Origin of the sequence: Azospirillum sp. RU38E (assembly GCF_900188385.1) — a bacterium.
Taxonomy (GTDB): domain Bacteria; phylum Pseudomonadota; class Alphaproteobacteria; order Azospirillales; family Azospirillaceae; genus Niveispirillum.
In genome coordinates, this window is the sequence record NZ_FZOI01000001.1 from 1,157,850 (window position 1) to 1,177,411 (window position 19,562).

14 protein-coding genes are annotated in these 19,562 nt (G+C 65.0%); 8 read left to right on the forward strand and 6 right to left on the reverse strand.

Going from position 1 to position 19,562, the window contains the following annotated elements; all coding sequences use genetic code 11:
- Positions 1-53 precede the first annotated feature (53 nt).
- Positions 54-461, forward strand: a complete 408-nt coding sequence (locus CHB97_RS05030) for a helix-turn-helix domain-containing protein (protein WP_089286783.1) — start codon at positions 54-56, stop codon at positions 459-461.
- On the opposite strand, the gene CHB97_RS05035 is transcribed toward CHB97_RS05030, so the two are convergent.
- Both CHB97_RS05035 and nosP read right to left on the reverse strand, forming a co-directional pair.
- On the reverse strand, positions 415-2,664 hold the full coding sequence (locus tag CHB97_RS05035) for a NahK/ErcS family hybrid sensor histidine kinase/response regulator (protein ID WP_089286784.1): 2,250 nt from the start codon (positions 2,662-2,664) through the stop codon (positions 415-417). The genes CHB97_RS05030 and CHB97_RS05035 overlap by 47 nt on opposite strands.
- Positions 2,661-3,809, reverse strand: a complete 1,149-nt coding sequence (nosP, locus tag CHB97_RS05040) for a nitric oxide-sensing protein NosP (RefSeq protein ID WP_089286785.1) — start codon at positions 3,807-3,809, stop codon at positions 2,661-2,663. The genes CHB97_RS05035 and nosP overlap by 4 nt, the downstream gene beginning before the upstream one ends.
- A gap of 197 nt (positions 3,810-4,006) precedes the next feature.
- Here nosP and CHB97_RS05045 point away from each other — a divergent pair, with 197 nt between their 5' ends.
- The 3 genes from CHB97_RS05045 (at position 4,007) to CHB97_RS05055 (ending at position 8,340) form a co-directional block, all read left to right on the forward strand.
- A complete protein-coding gene (locus tag CHB97_RS05045) occupies positions 4,007-5,191 on the forward strand; it encodes an ABC transporter substrate-binding protein (RefSeq protein WP_089286786.1) in 1,185 nt (394 codons plus the stop codon).
- Between the two features lie 124 nt (positions 5,192-5,315).
- Positions 5,316-7,412, forward strand: a complete 2,097-nt coding sequence (locus CHB97_RS05050; protein ID WP_089286787.1) for a 4Fe-4S binding protein — start codon at positions 5,316-5,318, stop codon at positions 7,410-7,412.
- On the forward strand, positions 7,402-8,340 hold the full coding sequence (locus tag CHB97_RS05055; RefSeq protein ID WP_160105569.1) for an FAD:protein FMN transferase: 939 nt from the start codon (positions 7,402-7,404) through the stop codon (positions 8,338-8,340). The genes CHB97_RS05050 and CHB97_RS05055 overlap by 11 nt, the downstream gene beginning before the upstream one ends.
- A 3-nt stretch (positions 8,341-8,343) precedes the next feature.
- Here CHB97_RS05055 and CHB97_RS05060 read toward each other — a convergent pair whose 3' ends face one another.
- Together CHB97_RS05060 and CHB97_RS05065 are read right to left on the reverse strand one after the other, a co-directional pair.
- Positions 8,344-8,964: a response regulator transcription factor gene (locus tag CHB97_RS05060; RefSeq protein WP_160105571.1), complete on the reverse strand. Its 621-nt coding sequence runs from the start codon at positions 8,962-8,964 to the stop codon at positions 8,344-8,346.
- Positions 8,957-10,231 (reverse strand): sensor histidine kinase, encoded by a 1,275-nt coding sequence (locus CHB97_RS05065; protein WP_089286789.1) that lies wholly within the window; start codon positions 10,229-10,231, stop codon positions 8,957-8,959. Before CHB97_RS05065 ends, CHB97_RS05060 begins: the two co-directional genes overlap by 8 nt.
- A 196-nt stretch (positions 10,232-10,427) precedes the next feature.
- Between CHB97_RS05065 and CHB97_RS05070 the strand changes: the two genes are divergently transcribed.
- Positions 10,428-12,695 (forward strand): TonB-dependent receptor, encoded by a 2,268-nt coding sequence (locus CHB97_RS05070; protein ID WP_160105573.1) that lies wholly within the window; start codon positions 10,428-10,430, stop codon positions 12,693-12,695.
- 9 nt (positions 12,696-12,704) lie between these two features.
- On the opposite strand, the gene CHB97_RS05075 is transcribed toward CHB97_RS05070, so the two are convergent.
- On the reverse strand, positions 12,705-13,565 hold the full coding sequence (locus CHB97_RS05075; protein ID WP_089286791.1) for a LysR family transcriptional regulator: 861 nt from the start codon (positions 13,563-13,565) through the stop codon (positions 12,705-12,707).
- Between the two features lie 109 nt (positions 13,566-13,674).
- On the opposite strand from CHB97_RS05075, the gene CHB97_RS05080 reads away from it, so the two are divergent.
- From CHB97_RS05080 to mgtE, 3 genes are all read left to right on the forward strand, one after another.
- Positions 13,675-14,091, forward strand: coding sequence for a tautomerase family protein (locus tag CHB97_RS05080; RefSeq protein WP_089286792.1), 417 nt, complete (start codon positions 13,675-13,677; stop codon positions 14,089-14,091).
- A 154-nt stretch (positions 14,092-14,245) separates the two neighbouring features.
- A complete protein-coding gene (locus tag CHB97_RS05085) occupies positions 14,246-16,531 on the forward strand; it encodes an NADP-dependent malic enzyme (RefSeq protein ID WP_089286793.1) in 2,286 nt (761 codons plus the stop codon).
- A complete protein-coding gene (gene mgtE, locus CHB97_RS05090; RefSeq protein WP_089286794.1) occupies positions 16,528-17,952 on the forward strand; it encodes a magnesium transporter in 1,425 nt (474 codons plus the stop codon). The genes CHB97_RS05085 and mgtE overlap by 4 nt, the downstream gene beginning before the upstream one ends.
- On the opposite strand, the gene CHB97_RS05095 is transcribed toward mgtE, so the two are convergent.
- Complete coding sequence (locus CHB97_RS05095; RefSeq protein ID WP_160105575.1) at positions 17,949-19,253, reverse strand: bifunctional diguanylate cyclase/phosphodiesterase; 1,305 nt, start codon at positions 19,251-19,253, stop codon at positions 17,949-17,951. The genes mgtE and CHB97_RS05095 overlap by 4 nt on opposite strands.
- Positions 19,254-19,562: the final 309 nt, after the last annotated feature.

Sequence of the window (19,562 nt, forward strand, 5' to 3'; positions counted from 1 at the left end):
CCTTGATCAGAACCTATAGGTTCTGATCAAGGCAGCAGAGTATGAGTTCAGGCATGAGCCTCAAGCTTCGCAAGAACCGCAGCGCGCCTCCGCCCGAGCCCTGTGCGCTGACCGAGTGTATGACCATCATTGCCGGAGCCTGGGCCCCGAATGTAATCTGGCATCTGCGTGCCGGGCCGCGCCGCTTCAACGAACTGCGGCTGGATATTCCACCGGTCTCTGCCAAGGTTCTGTCACAGCGCCTGCGGGAGCTTGAGGGCAGGGGGGTCTTGACCCGCACCATGCAACCGACCTCGCCCCCGTCGGTCGAATATGCCCTGACGCCGCTGGGGCTGGAGTTGATACCGGCGCTGGATGCGATCGTTGAGGTTGGGCATAAGCTGAAAGCCGCGCTGCAAGCGGATGCGGATAACGCTACCCGATCAACTGCGTCACCAGCGCCCGCAACTGGGCCGGTTTGACGGGTTTGGTCAGCAGGGCATAGCCATCATTCTGCACCCGTTCATGCACGCTGGTGGTGCGGTTGGCGGTGATGACCATGGCGGGGATGTCGCGGCCACGGGCCTGGATCACCTGGGCGATGGCCTCCACGCCCAGTTCACCATCTTCCAGATGGTAGTCGGCGATAATGACATCGGGCCAGCCGCCCAGCGCCGGCAGAACGCCCATGGCGGCCGTGGCGCTGGGGGCCACCTGTACCTGACAGCCCCAGCCGCGCAGCAGCGCGCCCATCCCGTCCAGGATTGCCTGTTCATTATCGATCACCAGAATGCGCGCACCGGTCAGCGGGCTGGCCGGCGGGGCGACGCGGACGCTGCCCACCTGCGGCGGGCGCTGCTTGCTGCCCAGCGGCACCGTCACCGTAAAGGCCGACCCGCGTCCCAGATGGGAGCGCAGGCCGATGGGCGTGTTCAACATGCGCCCGGCCCGCTGCACAATGGCAAGCCCCAGCCCCATACCCCTGTCGCGGCCGGCCGGCCGGTCACCTTCCAGGCGGCGGAATTCTTCAAACACGGCTTCCAGCTTGTCGGGCGGGATGCCGGGGCCGGTATCCAGCACCTCGATCCGCACCGCGTCGGCCAGCCGGCGGCAACCGACCAGCACCCGCCCGGTGCGGGTGTAGCGCAGCGCGTTGGAGACGAAATTCTGCAAGATGCGGCGCAACAGCCGCATATCGGTATGGACAATCGCCCGGCTGGGCAGCACCCGCAGGTCCAGCCCGCGCTCCTTGGCCACCGGCGCATATTCCGCCTGCATGGAGGAAAGCAGCATGGCCAGCGGGAAATCATCCTGTTGCGGCTGCACCACCCCGGCATCCAGCTTGGAAATATCCAGCAGCGCTTCCAGCAGATCTTCCACCGACAGCAGGGCGGCGTCAGTCTTTTCCACCAGCACCCGCGCGCCGGCCTGCTGTTCCGTCTCGGTCAGGGCGGAGACGAACAGGCGGGCGGCGTTCAGCGGCTGCAGCAGGTCGTGGCTGGCGGCGGCCAGGAATTTGGTTTTGGAGAGGTTGGCCTGCTCGGCCGCCGTCTTGGCCTCCCGCAGCTTGGCCTCGATCTGCTGGCGTTCGGCGATTTCCTGCTGCAGGGCGGCGGTGCGCTCCGCCACCCGCCGTTCCAGCCCTTCATTGGCTTCCCGCAAGGCCTCGGCCACGCTGCGCCGTTCGGTGACATCCTGGATCAGGGAGAAGAAGCCCAGCACCCCCCCATCGGGGGCGAAATGCGGCACATAGGTTGCCTGGGAATAGCGTTTGCCGGACCTTGTATCGAATTCCAGGTCGAACTGGGTCTCAAAGCCCGCCATCACGGTAGCGATGTGCGGGCGGCGCAGCAGATAGGCCGGCTCCCCCAGCAGTTCCCGCATGGTGGAGCCGACAATCTCATGCCGGGGCCGGCGGAAGATTTCGCCATAGCGGCGATTGACGAAACGATAGGTTTCGTCAGCATCGACATAGGCGATCAGGGCCGGCATGGCATCGGTGATCAGACGGATGCGTTCCTGCCCGTCGCGGGCATCGCGTTCCTTCACATCGGTAATGTCGGTATAGATGCCGACGATGCCGCCATCGCCGGTCCGCCGCTCATTGATCTGTATCCAGCGGCCATCGGCCAGGGCGTGGACATGCGTGCCATCTGCCCCGGCATGTTGGGCCACCCGGTCGCGCACCCAGCGGTCCGGGCCGCTGCTGTCCGACAGCACGGAGCCACGGGCCGCCGCCAGCCGGGCGATCTCCCCAAAGCTGATGCCGGGGCGGATCATCTCCGCGATGGCGGGCCAGAGGCTGAGATAGGTGCGGTTGCACATCACCAGCCGGTCATCCGCGTCGAACAGGGCAAAGCCCTCATTCACGCTTTCAATGGCCTCGGCCAGCCTTGTCTGCGCGGTTTCCGCCAGCTCCTTGGCGCTGGCCAGTGCGCTGTTGGAGGCTTCCAGCTTGCGCAAGGTATCTTCCAGCTGCTGGGTGCGTTCGCGCACCCGGCTTTCCAGCACGATGGCCGTCTGGAACAGGGAAAAGGCGTTGCCGTGATAATCCATGGACCGTTCCACCCGGTCCATCAGCGCCTTATTGATGCGCCGCAGCTTCCAGTTTTCCCGCTCCAGGATGGCGATGCGCTCCTGTTCCGGGCTGGGCAGGTCGTTGGCGGGGTCAAGCAGGGCTGTCATCGGCGACCTATCGCCAGACCGGTGAAGGTCTGGTTCACATGCATGGCGTTGAACTGTTCGCCATAGGTGCAGAAGCCGACGACATTCTGGCTGGCCAGCACCTTGGAGGCGGCATGTTTCAACTGTTTCTGTTCCAGTTCCAGCGACCGGAACACACAGTCGAACGCCAGGATCAGCTCTGGCTTGCCGATTTCTGCCGTCAGGCCTTCGAACAGTTCTTCCAGGTTGCGCACAATATCCACGCCGGTCGCCACCGTCAGCACGATGCCTTCATCGATGGCGCAGAAGAAGGTGAGGCTTTCATCCTCATTCACCTTCTGGATGGAGCGGACATAATATTCCCCGCCCACCCGCACCACCACGGGGTAGGAGGCGAAGATCATCGGGGTCAGCGGCTCCCCCTCCAGCCCGACCATGCGGGCATATTCGCGGGCCGCCGGCTCGGCATTGATTTCGGTGACGATGCGGCGGGTGGGGTCGGCCTGGGTGACCACCATCTTTTCGTCGGAATGCACGAAATGCTGGTTGCGGAACACCTTGAAGGGCCGGATCGTGGTCAGGATCAGCAACACCCCGGCATCGACATGGAATTCCCCGTCATGCAGCACATGGGTCTGTTCAAACCGCATGTCATCGCCGGCCGACCCGCCGATCAGCGGCAGGCCGCCCAGCGCATCATGCAGGGCGCTGATGATCAGTTCCTCTTTCACGCACAGCCCGTCGACCAGGAACAGGGCGACATTGCGGGCATCGGGGCCCATGCCGATGGCCGCATCCTCCGCTTCCGCCAGCAATTCCCGCACGCGGGGCCGGGCATCGCCGATTTCAAACCGGCTGACATGATCAAAGCGGCCGATGGTGGCGGCGAAATCGCCCTTGGGGAAGGCGACGGCGCTGATCGACCCATCCATATAGCCGAACGGCGTCAATTCCCCGGCCGTGGTGCAGCCGATGACGGGAACGCCCGGCAGACGGGCGCGCACCTGTGCGGCCACGGCCGGCAGATCATGATGGGACGAGCAGAACAGCACCACCAGCACCGGGTCGGCCGCCAGCAGCGATGGGGAAAGCTCATCAATGGCCGCCGCCGGGTCCGCCTGATGGCTGCAGGCCCGGACCAGCGGCCGGCTTGGCTGTGGCGACATGCGCCCCTCGATCCAGGCTCGGCATCGCCCCGGCCGGGGGACCGGGGCATGGTTGCCCGAATGGTAAGGCCAGCAGGGCGGGCTGCCAAGATGCCGGCTTTCACCAAGCACTTAGACGATAGTGCAATGTGACGCGACAGACGTTCGGTCTATCCGGTGTGATGCCTGTCCGCATCCATGACGCGGGAGATGGAGCCATGCTGCGCCCCTTGATGCTTGCCCTGGCCCTGTTGTCGGCGATGCCGTTGCTGGCCGCCGACCCACCGCCCGCTGCTGCCCCCGCCGCCGACATGCTTCCCATCGGCTTCATCGGGGTGGCGGAACCGCCGGCAACGCCGCTTTCCTTCCTGGACCCGGTGATCCGCGATGGCGCCCTGCAGGGCGCGCGGCTGGGCGTGCAGGATGGCAATATCAGTGGCCGCTTCCTGAAACGCGCCTATCGGCTGGTGGAGGGCAAGGAGGCTGACCTGCCGGCCCTGCTGGGCCAGGGGGTGCGTTTCATCATTGCCGATCTGCCGGCCGATGCGCTGCTGCGGGTGGCGGACAGGGCAGGGGCAGCCGGTGCCCTGGTGCTGAATGTGCGGGCCCGTGATGATGATCTGCGCAATGGCCAATGCCGGCCCAACCTGCTGCACACCATCCCCAGCCGCCGCATGTTGGCCGATGCGCTGGGCCAATATCTGGTGCTGCGGCGCTGGACGAACTGGTTCCTGGTCACCGGCAGCGGGCCGGGCGACAAGCCCTATGCCGACGCCATCCGCCGCACCGCCAAACGGCTGGGCGCGCGGATTGTGGCGGAGAAGGATTGGACATTCGATGTCGGCCATGCCCGCACCGATGATGGTTTCAGTAATGAACGCGATGTCGTGGCCACCTTCACCCGGGGGGCTGACCATGATGTGTTGATCGTGGCGGATGAGGAAGGGACGTTCGGCGATTATCTCAGCTACCGCACCGCCCGCCCCCGCCCGGTGGCCGGAACGGCGGAACTGGTGCCGACGGCCTGGTCACGGGTGTTTGAACAATGGGGCGGCACCCAGTTGCAGAACCGGTTCCAGGCCCTGGCCGGCCGGGTGATGACGGAACGCGATTATGCCGCCTGGACGGCGGTGCGCGCGGTGACGGAGGCGGCCTCCAAGGTGAACCCAGGCGATACCGCCGCCATCGTGGCAGCGCTGAATGATCCCGGCTTCACCCTGGCCGCCTTCAAGGGGCAGGCGCTCAGCTTCCGGCCCTGGGACGGGCAATTGCGCCAGCCTGTGCTGATCACCTCCCCCCGCCTGCTGGTGGCCGTCTCCCCGCAGGAAGGCTTCCTGCACCAGCGCACCCCGCTGGATAGCCTGGGCGATGATGAGGGGGATAGCGGCTGTAAGAGACGATAGCGCGGGTTGCGGTAAAGACGCAGCGCCGGCGTCTGAGCCGAACTTGTGACCGCTGGTGAAACCAAAGTCCAATACCCGCCGGCCCTTATGCATCCTAGCCTTTTCAGCAACCGGAGGGGGTGTGATGCTGTTGCGGCTGGTGCTGTTCCTGATGCTTGTGCTGTTCGCCGCCCCGGCCCCCGCCGCCGCGCTGACGGAGGAGGAACTGGCCCGTCTGCTGCCCGATGGTTATAGCCTGGGGGAAAAGGAAAAGACGGTGCCGGCCTGGCCGCTGATCAAGGCCGGCATGGTGGCGGGGTATATTTTTGAAACCGGATCGCTGACGTCCATTCCCGGCTTTTCCGGCACGCCTATGAACCTGCTGGTGGCGATGGATGATGCCGGCCGCTTCCTGGATGTGCAGATATTGTCCCAGCATGAACCGGTCTTTGTCGATGGGTTGGGGCCGCAACCCTTCGCGGATTTCCTGACGCAATATCGCGGCCTTACCATCCGGCAGAATATCAAGATCGGCAGCCAGTACGGCACCTCCGACAGGGCGGGCAGCAGTTCGGTCACCCTGGATGGGGTGGCCAAGGCGACGGCCAGCCTGCGCATTGCCAACCTGACCATTCTGGGGGCCGCCACCAAGGTGGCGCAGGCCAAGATGGCGGCCCTGGCACCGAAGCCGAAATCCATCCCGCGTCCGGAGATGGACCAGATCATGGGCTGGGATGCCCTGGTCGCCAGCGGTTACGTCCGCCGCCTTAGCCTGACCAACGCCATGGTTGAACAGGCATTCCAGGGCACCCCCTTTGCTGGCCTGGATGCGGCGGGGCTGGCCGATCCGCAGGGGATTTTCATCGACCTCTGGGTCGCCTATCTGAACGTGCCTGCCATCGGCCGTTCCCTGCTGGGGGAGGCGCAGTATGTCCAGGTGATGGACCGGCTGCAGCCAGGGGAAGAGGTGCTGCTGGTGCTGTCCAGCGGGCGTTATTCCTATACCGGGCCGGATTTCGTGCCGGCCACGGTGCCGGACCGGCTGGCCGTCACCCAAGCAGGCTTTCCGGTCAATATCCGCGACATGGTGCATGATTATGTGCTGCCCGCCGGCCTGCCGACGGTGGATGAGGTGCGGTTGTTCCGCGTCGATGGTTCCGCCGCCTTCGATCCGGCCAGCCCCTGGACCCTGTCACTGCGCACGGTGCGGGAAAAGGGCCTGATCCTGCCCGACCGGCAGATGCGCGATTTCACAACGAATTATGCGCTGCCGGCCAGCCTGTTCACTGCCCCGGTGATGGTGGAAACTCCGCCGGAATGGCTCCTGGCCTGGGGCAGCCGTCTGCCGGAACTGGCCATTCTGGGGCTGATGCTGCTGGGGCTGACGGCGGGACTGATCGCGCAGACCCGCCTGTCCCGGCGCGAACGGCAGTTCTATTGGACGCGCATGGGCTTTCTGGCGGCAACGCTGGGCTTTATCGGCATCCAGGCCCAGGGCCAGCTCTCCATCGTCACTGTGCAAGGCGTGGTGAAGGGGGCGGTGAACGGCATGGATTTCAGCTTCCTGCTCTATGATCCGGTGTCACTGCTGCTTTGGGCCTATGTCGCGGTCACCGCCATCATCTGGGGGCGGGGCACGTTCTGCGGCTGGCTCTGCCCCTTCGGCGCGCTGCAGGAATTTGCCGATGCGCTGGGCCGGCTGCTGCGGCTGCGGCGTATCCGGGTGCCGGGCTGGCTGGATCAGCGGCTGGTGCTGGTGAAATATGCCGTGCTGGCGCTGCTGCTGGTCACGGCCCTGGTTCTGCCGGGGGAGGCGGAGAAAGCGGCAGAGGTGGAACCGTTCAAAACCGCCATCACGCTGGGGTTCGTCCGCGATCTGCCCTTCGTGCTCTATGCCGGGTTCTGGCTGCTGCTGGGGCTGGTGATGTTCAAGCCTTTCTGCCGCTATCTCTGCCCGCTGGGTGCCTTTCTGGCACTGGCCGGCCGGTTGCGCCTGCTGGACTGGATACCCAGGCGGCCGGCCTGCGGCAGCCCGTGCCAGCTTTGCACCAGCCGCTGCCGGTACAAGGCCATCCGGCGGGATGGCTCCATCCGCTATGACGAATGTTTCCAGTGCCTGGATTGCGTCGGCATCTATGCCGACAAGGGGCGCTGCGTGCCGCTGGTGGTGGCGGCACGTCATGGGGAAGGGGCCGCAGCCCGCATCCAGCCCAGAAAGGGGAGCGGTCACCATGCCGCCTGAAACCATGCCGCTGCCCAGCCGCCGCCGGGTGTTGCGCCTGTCCGCCCTGGCCCTGGCGGGCAGTGCGCTCGCCCTCTGGCCCCGCCGACCACCGCCGGTGACATGGCAGGGCCAGGCCATGGGCGGCCCCGCCAGCTTGACCCTGCATGGGGTGGAGGAAGGGGCGGCCCGGGCGCTGATCGGCCATGTTGTCCGGTTGATCAGCGCCCTGGAGGGGCTGTTCAGCCTGCATCGGCCGGACAGTCTGTTGTCCCGCCTGAACCGGGAAGGGGAATTGGCTGATCCGCCCGCCGCCTTCACCGATCTGCTGCGCCAGGCCCTGGCCCTGTCAGCCGCCACCGCTGGCGCCTTTGATCCCACGGTCCAGCCGCTCTGGCAATTCTACCGGGATGGGGCGGTTGATTTTGGGGCGGTACGGCAGGCGGTCGGCTGGCAGCGGGTGGAGGTTCGGCGCGACCGGGTACGGCTGCCACCGGGTATGGCGCTGACCCTGAACGGGATTGCCCAGGGCTATATCACTGACCGGGTGACCGATCTGCTGCTGGCCCACGGTATCGGGCATATGCTGGTGGATATGGGGGAACCGCGCGGTATCGGCCGGCGTGATGACGGGCGGGAATGGCAGTTGGGGGTGGCCGATCCGGTTGATGCCGCGCGGATCGCCACCCACATTCCCGTTTCCGGCCGGGCCGTCGCCACCTCTGCCCCGCGCGGCAGCCTGATCGATGCGGCTGGCCGTTATGGCCATATCCTGGACCCGGCAACCGGGCTTCCGGCCGATCGCTGGCGGCAGGTCAGCGTCGCCGCATCCACGGCCACCCTGGCCGATGCCCTCTCCACCGCCATTGCCGCCAGCGATCCGGCCCGCGCCCAATCCCTGCTGGCCGCCGGGGGCGGGCAGGCGATTGTGGCGGGGTGGCGGGTGTAATCCCTAACCACCCACCCGGCGCTGCACCGCCACGCGCACCAGATCGGCCGTGCGGCGCACGCCGAACCGGTTGCGCAGGCGGACCAGGGTATTGGCCACCGTCTTGTAACTGATGCCCAGACGGCGGCCGACATCATCCAGGTCGGCCGTATCGGCCAGCAGGTCCAGTATTTCCGCCTCCCGCTCCGTCAGGTCGGTTTCGCGGTTGGGCAGGGCCAGGGCGCGGGCAATATCGGCCGACAGCCAGCGGGCACCTCGCAATGCCGCCTCTGTTGCTTCCACCAGGGCTTCCGGCGCGTCGGACTTGGTGACATAGGCGGCAGCACCCAGTTCAATACAACGGCTGGCAATGCCCGGCGTTTCATGCATGGACAGAACAACGACACGCCGCCCCGCCTCTGTCAGTTCCCGAACAAGGTCCAACCCGTTGGGCGTGCCCGGCAGGTTCAGGTCGGTGATCACCAGATCGGGATCATGGCGCTCCACCTGGGTTCGCGCGGCTTGCCCGTCGGCCGCTTCCACCACGCGGAAGCGGGACAGCGGTGGCTCCAGCAACTGGCGGCAGCCGCCGCGCACAATGGCATGGTCATCAACCACCAGGATCAGGGGGGCGGTTTCAGCCATGGCGGTGCAATCCTTCTGCTGTTGCGGCGGGGACGGGAATATGGGCTTCCACCAGGGTCTGCCCATCCGCCCCGCTGGTGATGCTGAACCGGCCACCCAGGGCGCGGACGCGTTCCCGCATCCCGGTAATGCCGTGCCCCGGCAGCGCGTCCGGCTTCATGCCGCCGCCATCATCGCTGACCTGCAGGGTAATGCTGTCGGCCTGGCCCTGCACCCGCAGGCCGATCCGGCTGGGCTGGCCATGGCGCAGGGCGTTCAGGATTGCCTCATGCGCGATGCGGTACAGCGTCAGGTCGGCGGCCTCGCTGCGGGCGAAGGCCGACATGTCCAGATCAACGCTGAAGCTTGTCTGCGGATGCTGCCGCGCCAGCCCCGCCGTCAGATCGCGCAAGATGTCGGCTGCGTGCAGATGATCCAACCCCATCGGGCGCAACCGGTTGAGAATGCGGCGGGACAGGTCGCGGATGCCGGCGGCAGCATCGGCGATGGCGCCAGCCCGGCCCGCCGCATCCCCCGGCGGTACCGGGCCGGTGGCGGCAGCGCGGCCAATGGCATGGGCATCCACGCGGATACCAAATAATAGCGGTCCCAACTCATCGTGCAGATCGCGCGCCAGTTGGGCCCGTTCCTGATCCTGCAGGGCAATCAGGCTGTGTGACAGGGCGGCATTCTCCGCCCGTGCCGCCACCAGTTCCCGATCCAGCCGGGCGATCCGCTGACCGATGGCTGCCAGTTCCGGGATGGCAATGGCAGTTTCCGGCCCCGCCTGCTGCCCCTGGGCCAAACGGTCCAGCGCCAGGGCAAAGCCGTTCAGCGGTGCCAGCGCCCGCCCCACCAGAACCGACAGGGCCAGCAGCATCAACAGCAGCATGATGGCGGCCGTCACCGCCAGCACCACGGTGTCCGACCAGACCTCCGCCACCTCATCCGCCGGATCGGCGCGCAGCAGCCAGACACCACCCTCCACCGGCAGCAGAATATCGTCTGCCCCATTCCAGACCAGGGCGGCAAACCAGCCCGGCACCCCCGGATGGTGCCGTTCCACCGGGGGCAGGGGGCTGCCCTGCGGCACGAACTGGCGGGTGACATGGCGGACATGGGCGGGCAATGCCGCCCGGGGGGGCTCGGCCCGCGCCAGTTCCAGGGCGGCTTCCGTCTCCATCCGCACGGAAACGCGGGCACCCGCCACGGTCACCGCCAGCCCGGCCAGGGCCGATAGGGCCGCCGCCAGCATCACCAGCAGAATGATCCGCCACCGCAGCGACAAGCCGTCCCCCTTCCCGTCCAACGGGCGTGAAAGTTCAGCTTAGACCGAGCTGGGCCACCCCGGCCATAGGGCGAAGGTATCAGGATAAATATCCCGTCAATTCCGGGATAAATGACTGACCCGATGGTACAATTGTCCGGATCGACCCTGGCGCGGCCCAATGGGGTCAACAAAGACCGTTCCAGGGAAGAACCCCATGCGCCGCCCGCCGCTATTCTGGCTGCTGACCAGCAGCCTGCTGACCCCTGCCGCCCTGGCCCAGCCGCAGGAACAGGCCGAGGAGGTGATTGTCATTGGCCTTGCCGGCGGCCAGGAAGGGGTGCCGCTGGACCGGTTGCCGGCCAGCGGCCACCGCCTGGACAGCGCCACGATGAACCGGCCGGGCACCGTGACGGCAACGGAGGGGCTGCAGCGCCGGCTGGGATCGGTCAGCAGCATCGACAGTCTGGGGAATGTCTGGCAGCAGGGCGTGGCCCTGCGCGGTTTCACCGCCGCCCCTGCCTTGGGTGAACCGCAGGGGGTGGCCGTCTATCAGGACGGGATGCGCGTCAACGAGGCCTTTGGCGATGTGGTGCAGTGGGATTTGCTGCCGGCCTTCGCCATCGACCATGCCCAGGTGATCGCCGGTTCCAACCCCACCTTTGGCCCCAACGGGCTGGGTGGATCGGTGCTGCTGTCCATGAAGGACGGGTTCAGCTTTCAGGGCACGGAAGCTGAGGTTGCTGCCGGATCGGATGGTTTCCTCTCCCTGACCGCCCAGACGGGCGGGACGGAGGGGAAGACGGGCTATTATCTGGGCCTGTCGCACGGGCGGGATGATGGTTGGCGGGATTTCTCCCCCAGCCGGCTGACCCGGGCCTATGGCGATGTGCTGTACCGGCCGGATGGCGGTGGCGAACTGGGCCTTTCCATCACCGCTGCGACATCGGAACTGACGGGCAATGGCGCGGCACCCGGCGATCTGCTGACGCAGGATCGCCGGGCCGTCTTCACCCATCCTGACCGCACGGATAGCGACCTGCTGGCGCTTTCCCTGCGGGGGGAGATGATGGCCGGGCAGGGCTGGACCCTGCGGGCCGCCGCGCATTGGCGCCATCTGAAACGCCGGACGGCCAATGGCGACCAGGGCAGTTTTGAACTGTGCGGCAGCGGCCTTTGTGTGGAGGAGGGTGACGATCTGGAACCGGTTATCGGCGCTGATGGCAGGCCGGTTGGCGGGTTGACCGAGGAGCCCGATGCCGTCTTCAACCGCACCCGGACCCGCACCGACGGCCAGGGGCTCAGCCTGCAGGCGCGGCACGCCGGCGCGCCGGGCGGTCTGGAGAATATCCTGATCCTGGGGGCAACGCTGGACCATGCCAGCACCCGCTATGGCAGCGGTACCGAGCTTGGGCAACTGGACGCCACACGCGGGGTGGAAAGCCTGGGGATTGCCATCGGGAATGATGAATTCAATGTCGGGCTGAAAACCCGGTCCTGGATGCTGGGGGCCAGCCTGTCCGACACGCTGTCGCTGGCGCCCGATCTGCATCTGACCGGGGCCTTGCGGCTGACCCATGCCGATCTGCGCCTGCGGGACCAGTTGGGCAGCGATCTGGACGGTGACCATACCTATACCGCGCTTAACCCCGGCATGGGGCTGGCCTGGAATCCCCAGCCGGGGACGGTGCTCTATGCCAGCGTCAATGAGAATAACCGCATCCCCACGCCGGCTGAGCTGTCCTGTGCCGACCCGAAACGCCCCTGCCGCTTCCCGAATGCCTTTTTGGCCGATCCGCCACTGGATGATGTGCGATCCCGCACCTGGGAGGCGGGGGCCAGGGGGAAATGGGCAGATGGACAGGTGGAATGGTCGCTGGCGGCCTTTCGCACCGACAACCGGGACGACATCATCTTCATTTCCGCCGGTCCCGTCATCGGCACCGGCTATTTCGGCAATGTCGGCCGCACCCGGCGCCAGGGGCTGGAGGCCGGATTATCGGGCAGCCAGGGGCCGGTTTCCTGGTTCATCGATTATGCGCTGGTGAAGGCCAGCTTCCGCAGCCCGCTGTCGATCCAGGCCCCGTATAATCCGCAGGCGGAGGCCGATGGCGACATCGCCGTCAGCCCAGGCGACCGCATCCCCGGCATTCCCCAGCACAGCCTGAAGATCGGCGCCGATCTGGCGTTGGGCAGGGCCTTGGTGCTGGGGGCGGAGATGCACTATTCCTCCAGCCGTTTTCTGCGTGGGGATGAGGTGAACCTGACGCGACCGCTGGGCGGTTTCGCCTTGTTCAACCTGTCGGCCCGTTATCAATTGATCGAGGGTGTCACCCTGAATGGCCGGATCGATAATGTGTTCGACCATCGCTATGCCACCTTCGGTATTTATGGGGATGCCGGGGAACTGGGCTTTGATGATCCGCGTTTTCTGTCAACCGGCGCACCCCGCCGTTTCATCGCGGGCCTGTCCGCCCGGTTCTGATCCACGGGTTTAGTGCCCCCCGGTCACACCGGGGGCGGCAAGGGCGGCGCGGACGCTGGCGGCAATGGCATTGATCGCCCTGGTCCGTGCCTGGCCCGTGGCGCGGCCCAGAAGGATGATATCGGACGCAGGAAGCCGGGGAAGACCCAGCAATGGCCCGACATCCTGGCTGGCGGCCCCGAACCGCCCCATGGGCGCAATTCCAAATCCTGCGGAAAGCCCAGCCAGCAAGGCACTGCTGCTGCCGGCCACGAAGCTTTCGTAACAGGGGATACCGGCCTTGCCCAGGGCCCGTATCGCCAGGGCGCGCACGCCGCAAGGTTCCCCCAATGACGCGATGGGCAAGGGTGAGGTGCCGGCAAGCAGCGTGGGATCGCCGCACCAGATCAAGGGCTCGCTGCCCAACACCTCCCCATCATTGCCGCCAGCCTCACGGCGGATGATGATGGTGTCCAACTCCCCCTGTTCGAAGGCCGTTCGCAGGGACTGGGACAATGATACCCGCAGTTCCAGCCGAATATCTGCCGGCAGGATTGCCCGCAACCGTCGCAGCAGCGGGCCGGACGCGGCCCCCATCACATGGTCGCTGATGCCCAGGCGCAGATGCAGGGCCGGACCGTCCTTGAAGCGCAGTGTCGCATCATGGGCGGCCAGCAGGGCCCGCGCCCGTTCCAGGAAGACCACCCCATCCGCTGTGGGCCGCACGAAGCGGGGCGAACGCTCCAGCAATTGGGTTCCCAACTGCGCCTCCAAGGCCTTCAGCCGTTGACTGACCACCGGCTGCACGGTTCCCACCGCCTCAGCCGCCCGCGTCAAGCCACCCAGATCCACCGTCAACACGAAAAGCTGCACCGATTCAAGGTCGAGCATCGGATAACCATTAAAATTTGCGATCTTGATTATTGTAAATCATATCATTCCAGTATGATGGGTGTCGCGCCATAATCTCGCCATCACCAAGGAGAAATGGGAGCAAGCGATGCCAATGATCACCATTCGTTATGTGGAGCCGGCAACCGGGGGCCCCGATCATCGGGCCGCCATTGCCGGGGCTGCGGCCGGTTGGGCTGCCGAGCATCTGGGCAAGGATAAGGGCGTTACCGCTGTTTTGGTGGAGCCGGCGGATCCCGCCGGCTGGTACATTGCCGGCCAGCGGCCGACAGATGCCGGCCTTGCTGCCTTCTGGCTGGATATCAAGATAACCGCCGGCACCAATCTCAAGGCAGAAACGGCGCGCTTCGTGCGGGCGGCCTTTGCCGGCATGGCGGAATTGCTGGGGCCGCTGCATCCGGAAAGCTATGTGCTGGTCCATGCCGTCGATGGACATGCCTATGGCTATGGTGGCTTGACCCAGGAACAGCGCTGGGCAGCGTCGCAGGTGAATACCAGCGCATGAGTAACGCGGCATCGGCGCGGCGGGCGGGGGGCAGGTCCACGCCCGCCGCAAGCGCCACAGACTGGACAGCCGCACCCGGAACAGCCTAACTAGCGACCAAAGAAAAACAATCCGCAAAGACCCTCCGTTACGGTTGCTGGGAGCAAGTTAGGAAATGACCGACGCCTTTCGTGATGCGGCCCTTGATTATCACCGGTTGCCGACGCCCGGTAAGATTGCCGTTACCCCGACCAAGCCGCTGGCCACCCAGCGCGATCTGGCGCTGGCCTATTCGCCCGGCGTGGCCCATGCCTGTGAGGCCATCGTCGAAGACGAGGCCAACGCCGCGAAATATACCAGCCGTGGCAATCTGGTGGCCGTGATCACCAACGGCACCGCCGTGTTGGGCCTGGGTGATATCGGGCCGCTGGCCTCCAAGCCGGTCATGGAAGGCAAGGGCGTTCTGTTCAAGAAGTTCGCCGGTATCGATGTCTTTGATATCGAGATCAACGAGAAAGACCCGGACAAGCTGGTCGATGTCATCGCCGCGCTGGAGCCGACCTTCGGTGGCATCAACCTGGAAGATATCAAGGCGCCGGAATGCTTCTATGTGGAGAAGCAGCTCCGCGACCGCATGAAGATTCCGGTCTTCCATGACGATCAGCATGGTACCGCCATCATCGTTGCCGCCGCCATCACCAACGCGCTGAAGCTGACGGGGCGGGATTTCTCCACCGTCAAGCTGGTCTGCTCCGGTGCCGGTGCGGCGGCCCTGGCCTGTCTGGACCTGCTGGTCGATATGGGCCTGCCGGTGGAAAATGTCTGGGTCAACGACATCAAGGGCGTGGTCTATGAAGGCCGCACCGAGCTGATGGACCCGCGCAAGGCCCGTTACGCCAAGCCGACCAATGCCCGCACCCTGGACGATATCATTGGCGATGCCGATGTGTTCCTGGGCCTGTCCGCCCCGCGCGTGCTGACGCAGGATATGGTGAAGAAGATGGGGCCGCACCCCATCGTCATGGCGCTGGCCAACCCCACCCCGGAAATCATGCCGGATGAGGTGAAGGCCGTGCGGCCCGATGCCATCGTCGGCACCGGCCGGTCGGATTTCCCCAATCAGGTCAATAACGTCCTCTGCTTCCCCTTCATCTTCCGGGGTGCCTTGGATGTGGGCGCCACCACCATCAACGAGGCGATGAAGATCGCCGCCGTCAACGCCATTGCCCGTCTGGCCCAGGCAGAGGTGCATGATGTGGTGGCCATGGCCTATGGCGAGGCCCCGCCGAGCTTTGGCCCGGAATATCTGATCCCGCGCCCGTTCGACCCGCGCCTGATCCTGGAAATCGCTCCGGCTGTGGCCCAGGCGGCCATGGATAGCGGTGTCGCCACCCGTCCGATCCAGGATTTCGACGCCTACCGCGAACAGCTGGGTCAGTTCGTCTTCCGCTCCGGCCTGCTGATGAAGCCGGTCTTCGCCAAGGCCAAGGCCGATCCGCGCCGCATCGCCTATGCCGAGGGCGAAGAGGAACGGGTGTTGCGCGCCGCGCAGCAGGTGCTGGAAGATGGTATCGCCCAGCCGATCCTGATCGGCCGCCGCGAAGTGGTGGCCCGCCGCATCGAAAAGCTGGGGCTGCGTCTGCGCCTGGGCGAGAATGTGCGCCTGATCGACCCGCAGAACGACCCCGCCTATAACGATTATTGGCAGACCTACCATCGCAAGATGGAACGTAACGGCGTTTCCCCCGACCGCGCCCGCCAGGTGGTGCGCACCAACACCACCGTGATCGGTGCGCTGATGGTGGAGAAGGGGGAGGCGGACGCCCTGGTCTGCGGCACGGTCGGCCTTTATGACTGGCACATGAAGCATGTGAATGACGTGATCGGCAAGAAGCAGGGGGCCCGCGTCATGGCGGCCCTGTCGGTGCTGATCCTCAATCGCGGTACCTTCTTCCTCACCGATACCTATGTGAATGCCAACCCGACGGCCGCCGATCTGGCGGAAATCACCGAGCTGGCAGCGGAAGAGGTGCGGCGTTTCGGTCTGACGCCGAAGGTGGCCCTGCTGTCGCATTCCAGCTTCGGCAGCCATAATGATACGGCGGCCCTGAAGATGCGGGAAGCGCTGCAGGCCATCCGTGCTCGTTGTGGCGATCTGGAGGTGGAAGGCGAAATGCACGCGGATGCGGCGATCAGCCCGGAAATCCGCAGCCGCATTTTCCCCAACAGCCGCCTGCAGGGCAGTGCCAACCTGATGGTCATGCCCGACCGTGACAGCGCCAACGTCTCCTTCAACCTGTTGAAGGTGCTGGGCGATGGTCTGGCCGTGGGGCCGGTGCTGCTGGGGGCGGCCAAGCCGGCCCACATCCTCACCCCGTCGGTGACGGTGCGCGGTATCGTCAACATGTCGGCCCTGGCCGTCATTGATGCGCAGGTTCATAACCCCGCAGGTGCCGCATGATGTCTCCGGCCGATCGCCCACCTTCAGATCGGCCGCATGGTGACCCCCGGCACGTCATCGCTGATGATGGCGATGCCGGGGAAAGTGAACGGCTGGCCGTCATCGCGTTGATGGAGGCTGGCGATATGCAGGGCGCTGCCACAATGCTGGCGGACCTGCACCCGTCCGACGTCGCCGACCTGCTGGAGCAGGCCGACGATGAACGGCGTGTCGAGCTGGTGGCGCTGCTGCGCCCCAGCTTCGACGCCGAAATCCTGGCCTATCTCTCCGTCGATCTGCGTGAAGAGGTGGTGGAGCAGTTGGAGCCGAAGGCCCTGGCTGCTGCCGTTGCCGAACTGGATACCGACGACGCCATCGACGTCATCCAGGATCTGGATGAAGAGGCGCAGGCTGAAATCCTGTCCAACCTGCCGCCCGAGGCCAGGGCACTGGTCGAGGAAGGGCTGACCTATCCGGAATTCTCCGCCGGTCGCCTGATGGGGCGGGAATTTGTTTCCGTCCCAGAATTCTGGACGGTCGGTGGTTTGCTTGATTATCTGCGCGCCGCTGCCACCGCCGATGACAGCCATGTACCCGAACAATTCTACGATATTTTCATCGTCGATCCGATGCATCGGGTGGTGGGTACAGTCCCCCTGTCACGCGTGCTGCGGGCCCGGCGCGGGGTGAAGCTGAACGAAATCCTGCATGAGGATATCCACCGCATCCCCGCCACCATGGACCAGGAAGAGGTGGCCCGTCTGTTCCGCAATTACGGACTGGTGTCTGCCCCTGTGGTGGATAAGGGCGGCCGTCTGCTGGGTGTCATCACCGTCGATGACGTGGTGGACGTGATCGAGGAGGAGGCGGAGGCCGACATGCTGGCCATGGGCGGCGTCGGGGAGGATGACTTCTACCGCGCCGTGCTGGCCACTGCGCGCTCCCGCTTCCGCTGGCTGGCCGTCAATGTGGTGACGGCGCTGCTGGCGGCCATGGTGATCAACCTGTTCTCCGTTACCATTTCGCATCTGGTGGCGCTAGCCGTGCTGATGCCCATCGTCGCCAGCATGGGCGGCAATGCTGGGACACAGACACTGACCGTGGCAGTCCGCGCCTTGGCGACCAAGGAACTGACACCGGCCAACGCCACCCGTGTGATCGGCAAGGAAGTGCTGGTAGGCCTGTTGAATGGCTGTGCCCTGGCCGGCATTATCGGCGTCATCGCTTATATCTGGTTTGGCCAACCCTTGCTCGGCGTGGTGATTGCCTGCGCCATGGTGGTGAACCTGTTCTGCGCCGGGCTGTTCGGCGCCCTGATCCCCTTTGTGCTGGACCGTATGCGGGTTGATCCAGCCGTGGCATCGGGTGTCTTCCTCACCACTGTGACCGATGTGGTGGGATTCCTGGCCTTCCTGGGTCTGGCAACGCTGATGCTGCTTTAATTTTTAGACTGCGGCCCGCCATTGCGGATATAGGCGGCGAAATCCTCGGCCGGCATGGGGCGGGCGAATAGATAGCCCTGGCCTTCCTCCACCCCCAGCCGCTGCAGGATTTCCCACTGTGCCAGTGTCTCAATCCCCTCCGCCACCACCTTCAGATCCATGGCCTGGGCCATGGCGACAATGGCTTCCACAATATGACGGGTGGACTGGTCATGCTCCATATCCATGACGAACTGCCGATCCACCTTCAGGCAGTCCAGCGGCAATTCCCGCAGATAGGAGAGGGAGGAATAGCCGGTGCCGAAATCATCCAGCGCCAGCGCCACCCCACGATCGGCAATCCAGCGCATCTGCTGCAAGGCACCGTCAAGATCGGCCGGCAGGATGGTTTCGGTAATTTCCAGCTGCAGCAGATGCGGCGGGATACCGCTTTCCGCCAGCAACACATCAATCAGGGCCGGCAGGTGCCCCCAACGGAACTGGCGTTCCGACACATTGACAGCAATCTGGATGGGCGGCAGCCCCTGGTCCAGCCACGCCTTGATCTGGTTGATGGCCTGGCGCAACACCCATTCGCCGATGGGGACGATCAGGCCAGTTTCCTCCGCCGTAGGGATGAAAGTACCGGGCGGGATCATGCCCCGCACTGGGTGACGCCAGCGCAGCAGCGCCTCCCCCCCGATGGCATGGCCGCCGGCGATGGCGACCTTGGGCTGGTAATGCACACTCAGCTGGCCTTCCTGCATGGCCAGCCGCAAGGCATCCTCCAGATCCAGCTTGTCGCGCAGATCATCCTGCATGGTGCGGGTGAAATGCAGATAGCTGGTGGTTCCTGATGCCACCGCCTGCCGCAGGGCGACACAGGCATTGCGGATCAAGCTGGCACCATCGGTGGCATCATTGGGGGAAACCGCGACCCCCATCTTGGCCGAAACATGCAATTGCCGACCTTCGATGATGATCGGCGCGGCCATATTATTGGCAATGGCGGAGGCCGCGAACAAGGCCTTGCCGGCATGATCCAGCCCGGGCAGGAAAATGGCGAACTGGGTCTGCGCAAAACGGCAGATCAGGTCCTGGGGGCCACAGGCCGGCAATAACCGCTCCACCAGCAAGGCCATGGCATAATCCAGCGCCCCCTGGCCATGCACCTGGAACAGCTGATGCATCCGTTCGATTTCAATGACCAGCAGGCCGGCGATCAGCCGTCCCTGATGATCATGAAGGATTTGATCAACTTGGGAAATGAAGGGCCGCATCTCCCACAGGCCCGTAACCGCATCACGGGCGGAAGATTTCACGGCCGGAGTTTCCGCCGGCGTCATGATGTTGGGTAATGTCACGACGTCAATATTCCGAAAAACGGGCAACGGTATAGATGGGGTGGCAAGGGAAACATGGCTCCATGTTAGACCAGTATATCAATGTTTCCGGTTCAGCGCCCGTGACGAATATGTTCCAAAATTCGCTGAACATACCGAACGCTTCCCCCATCCCCATTGGGAAACACATGGCAACCCCACACCCCTGACTCTCATCAGGTTATCCACAGCATATTTTCACAATTGCCATCGATTTGGAACCAGGATTAGGGACATTTGCTTCAATTC

Excerpts from the sequence above, each read along its gene's own strand:
- mgtE (WP_089286794.1), top strand. The coding sequence starts at position 16,528 with ATGATGTCTCCGGCCGATCGCCCACCTTCAGATCGGCCGCATGGTGAC.
- CHB97_RS05085 (WP_089286793.1), top strand. The coding sequence starts at position 14,246 with ATGACCGACGCCTTTCGTGATGCGGCCCTTGATTATCACCGGTTGCCG.
- CHB97_RS05060 (WP_160105571.1), bottom strand. The coding sequence starts at position 8,964 with ATGGCTGAAACCGCCCCCCTGATCCTGGTGGTTGATGACCATGCCATT.
- CHB97_RS05050 (WP_089286787.1), top strand. The coding sequence starts at position 5,316 with ATGCTGTTGCGGCTGGTGCTGTTCCTGATGCTTGTGCTGTTCGCCGCC.
- CHB97_RS05080 (WP_089286792.1), top strand. The coding sequence starts at position 13,675 with ATGCCAATGATCACCATTCGTTATGTGGAGCCGGCAACCGGGGGCCCC.
- nosP (WP_089286785.1), bottom strand. The coding sequence starts at position 3,809 with ATGTCGCCACAGCCAAGCCGGCCGCTGGTCCGGGCCTGCAGCCATCAG.
- CHB97_RS05030 (WP_089286783.1), top strand. The coding sequence starts at position 54 with ATGAGCCTCAAGCTTCGCAAGAACCGCAGCGCGCCTCCGCCCGAGCCC.
- CHB97_RS05035 (WP_089286784.1), bottom strand. The coding sequence starts at position 2,664 with ATGACAGCCCTGCTTGACCCCGCCAACGACCTGCCCAGCCCGGAACAG.
- CHB97_RS05055 (WP_160105569.1), top strand. The coding sequence starts at position 7,402 with ATGCCGCCTGAAACCATGCCGCTGCCCAGCCGCCGCCGGGTGTTGCGC.
- CHB97_RS05070 (WP_160105573.1), top strand. The coding sequence starts at position 10,428 with ATGCGCCGCCCGCCGCTATTCTGGCTGCTGACCAGCAGCCTGCTGACC.
- CHB97_RS05075 (WP_089286791.1), bottom strand. The coding sequence starts at position 13,565 with ATGCTCGACCTTGAATCGGTGCAGCTTTTCGTGTTGACGGTGGATCTG.
- CHB97_RS05045 (WP_089286786.1), top strand. The coding sequence starts at position 4,007 with ATGCTGCGCCCCTTGATGCTTGCCCTGGCCCTGTTGTCGGCGATGCCG.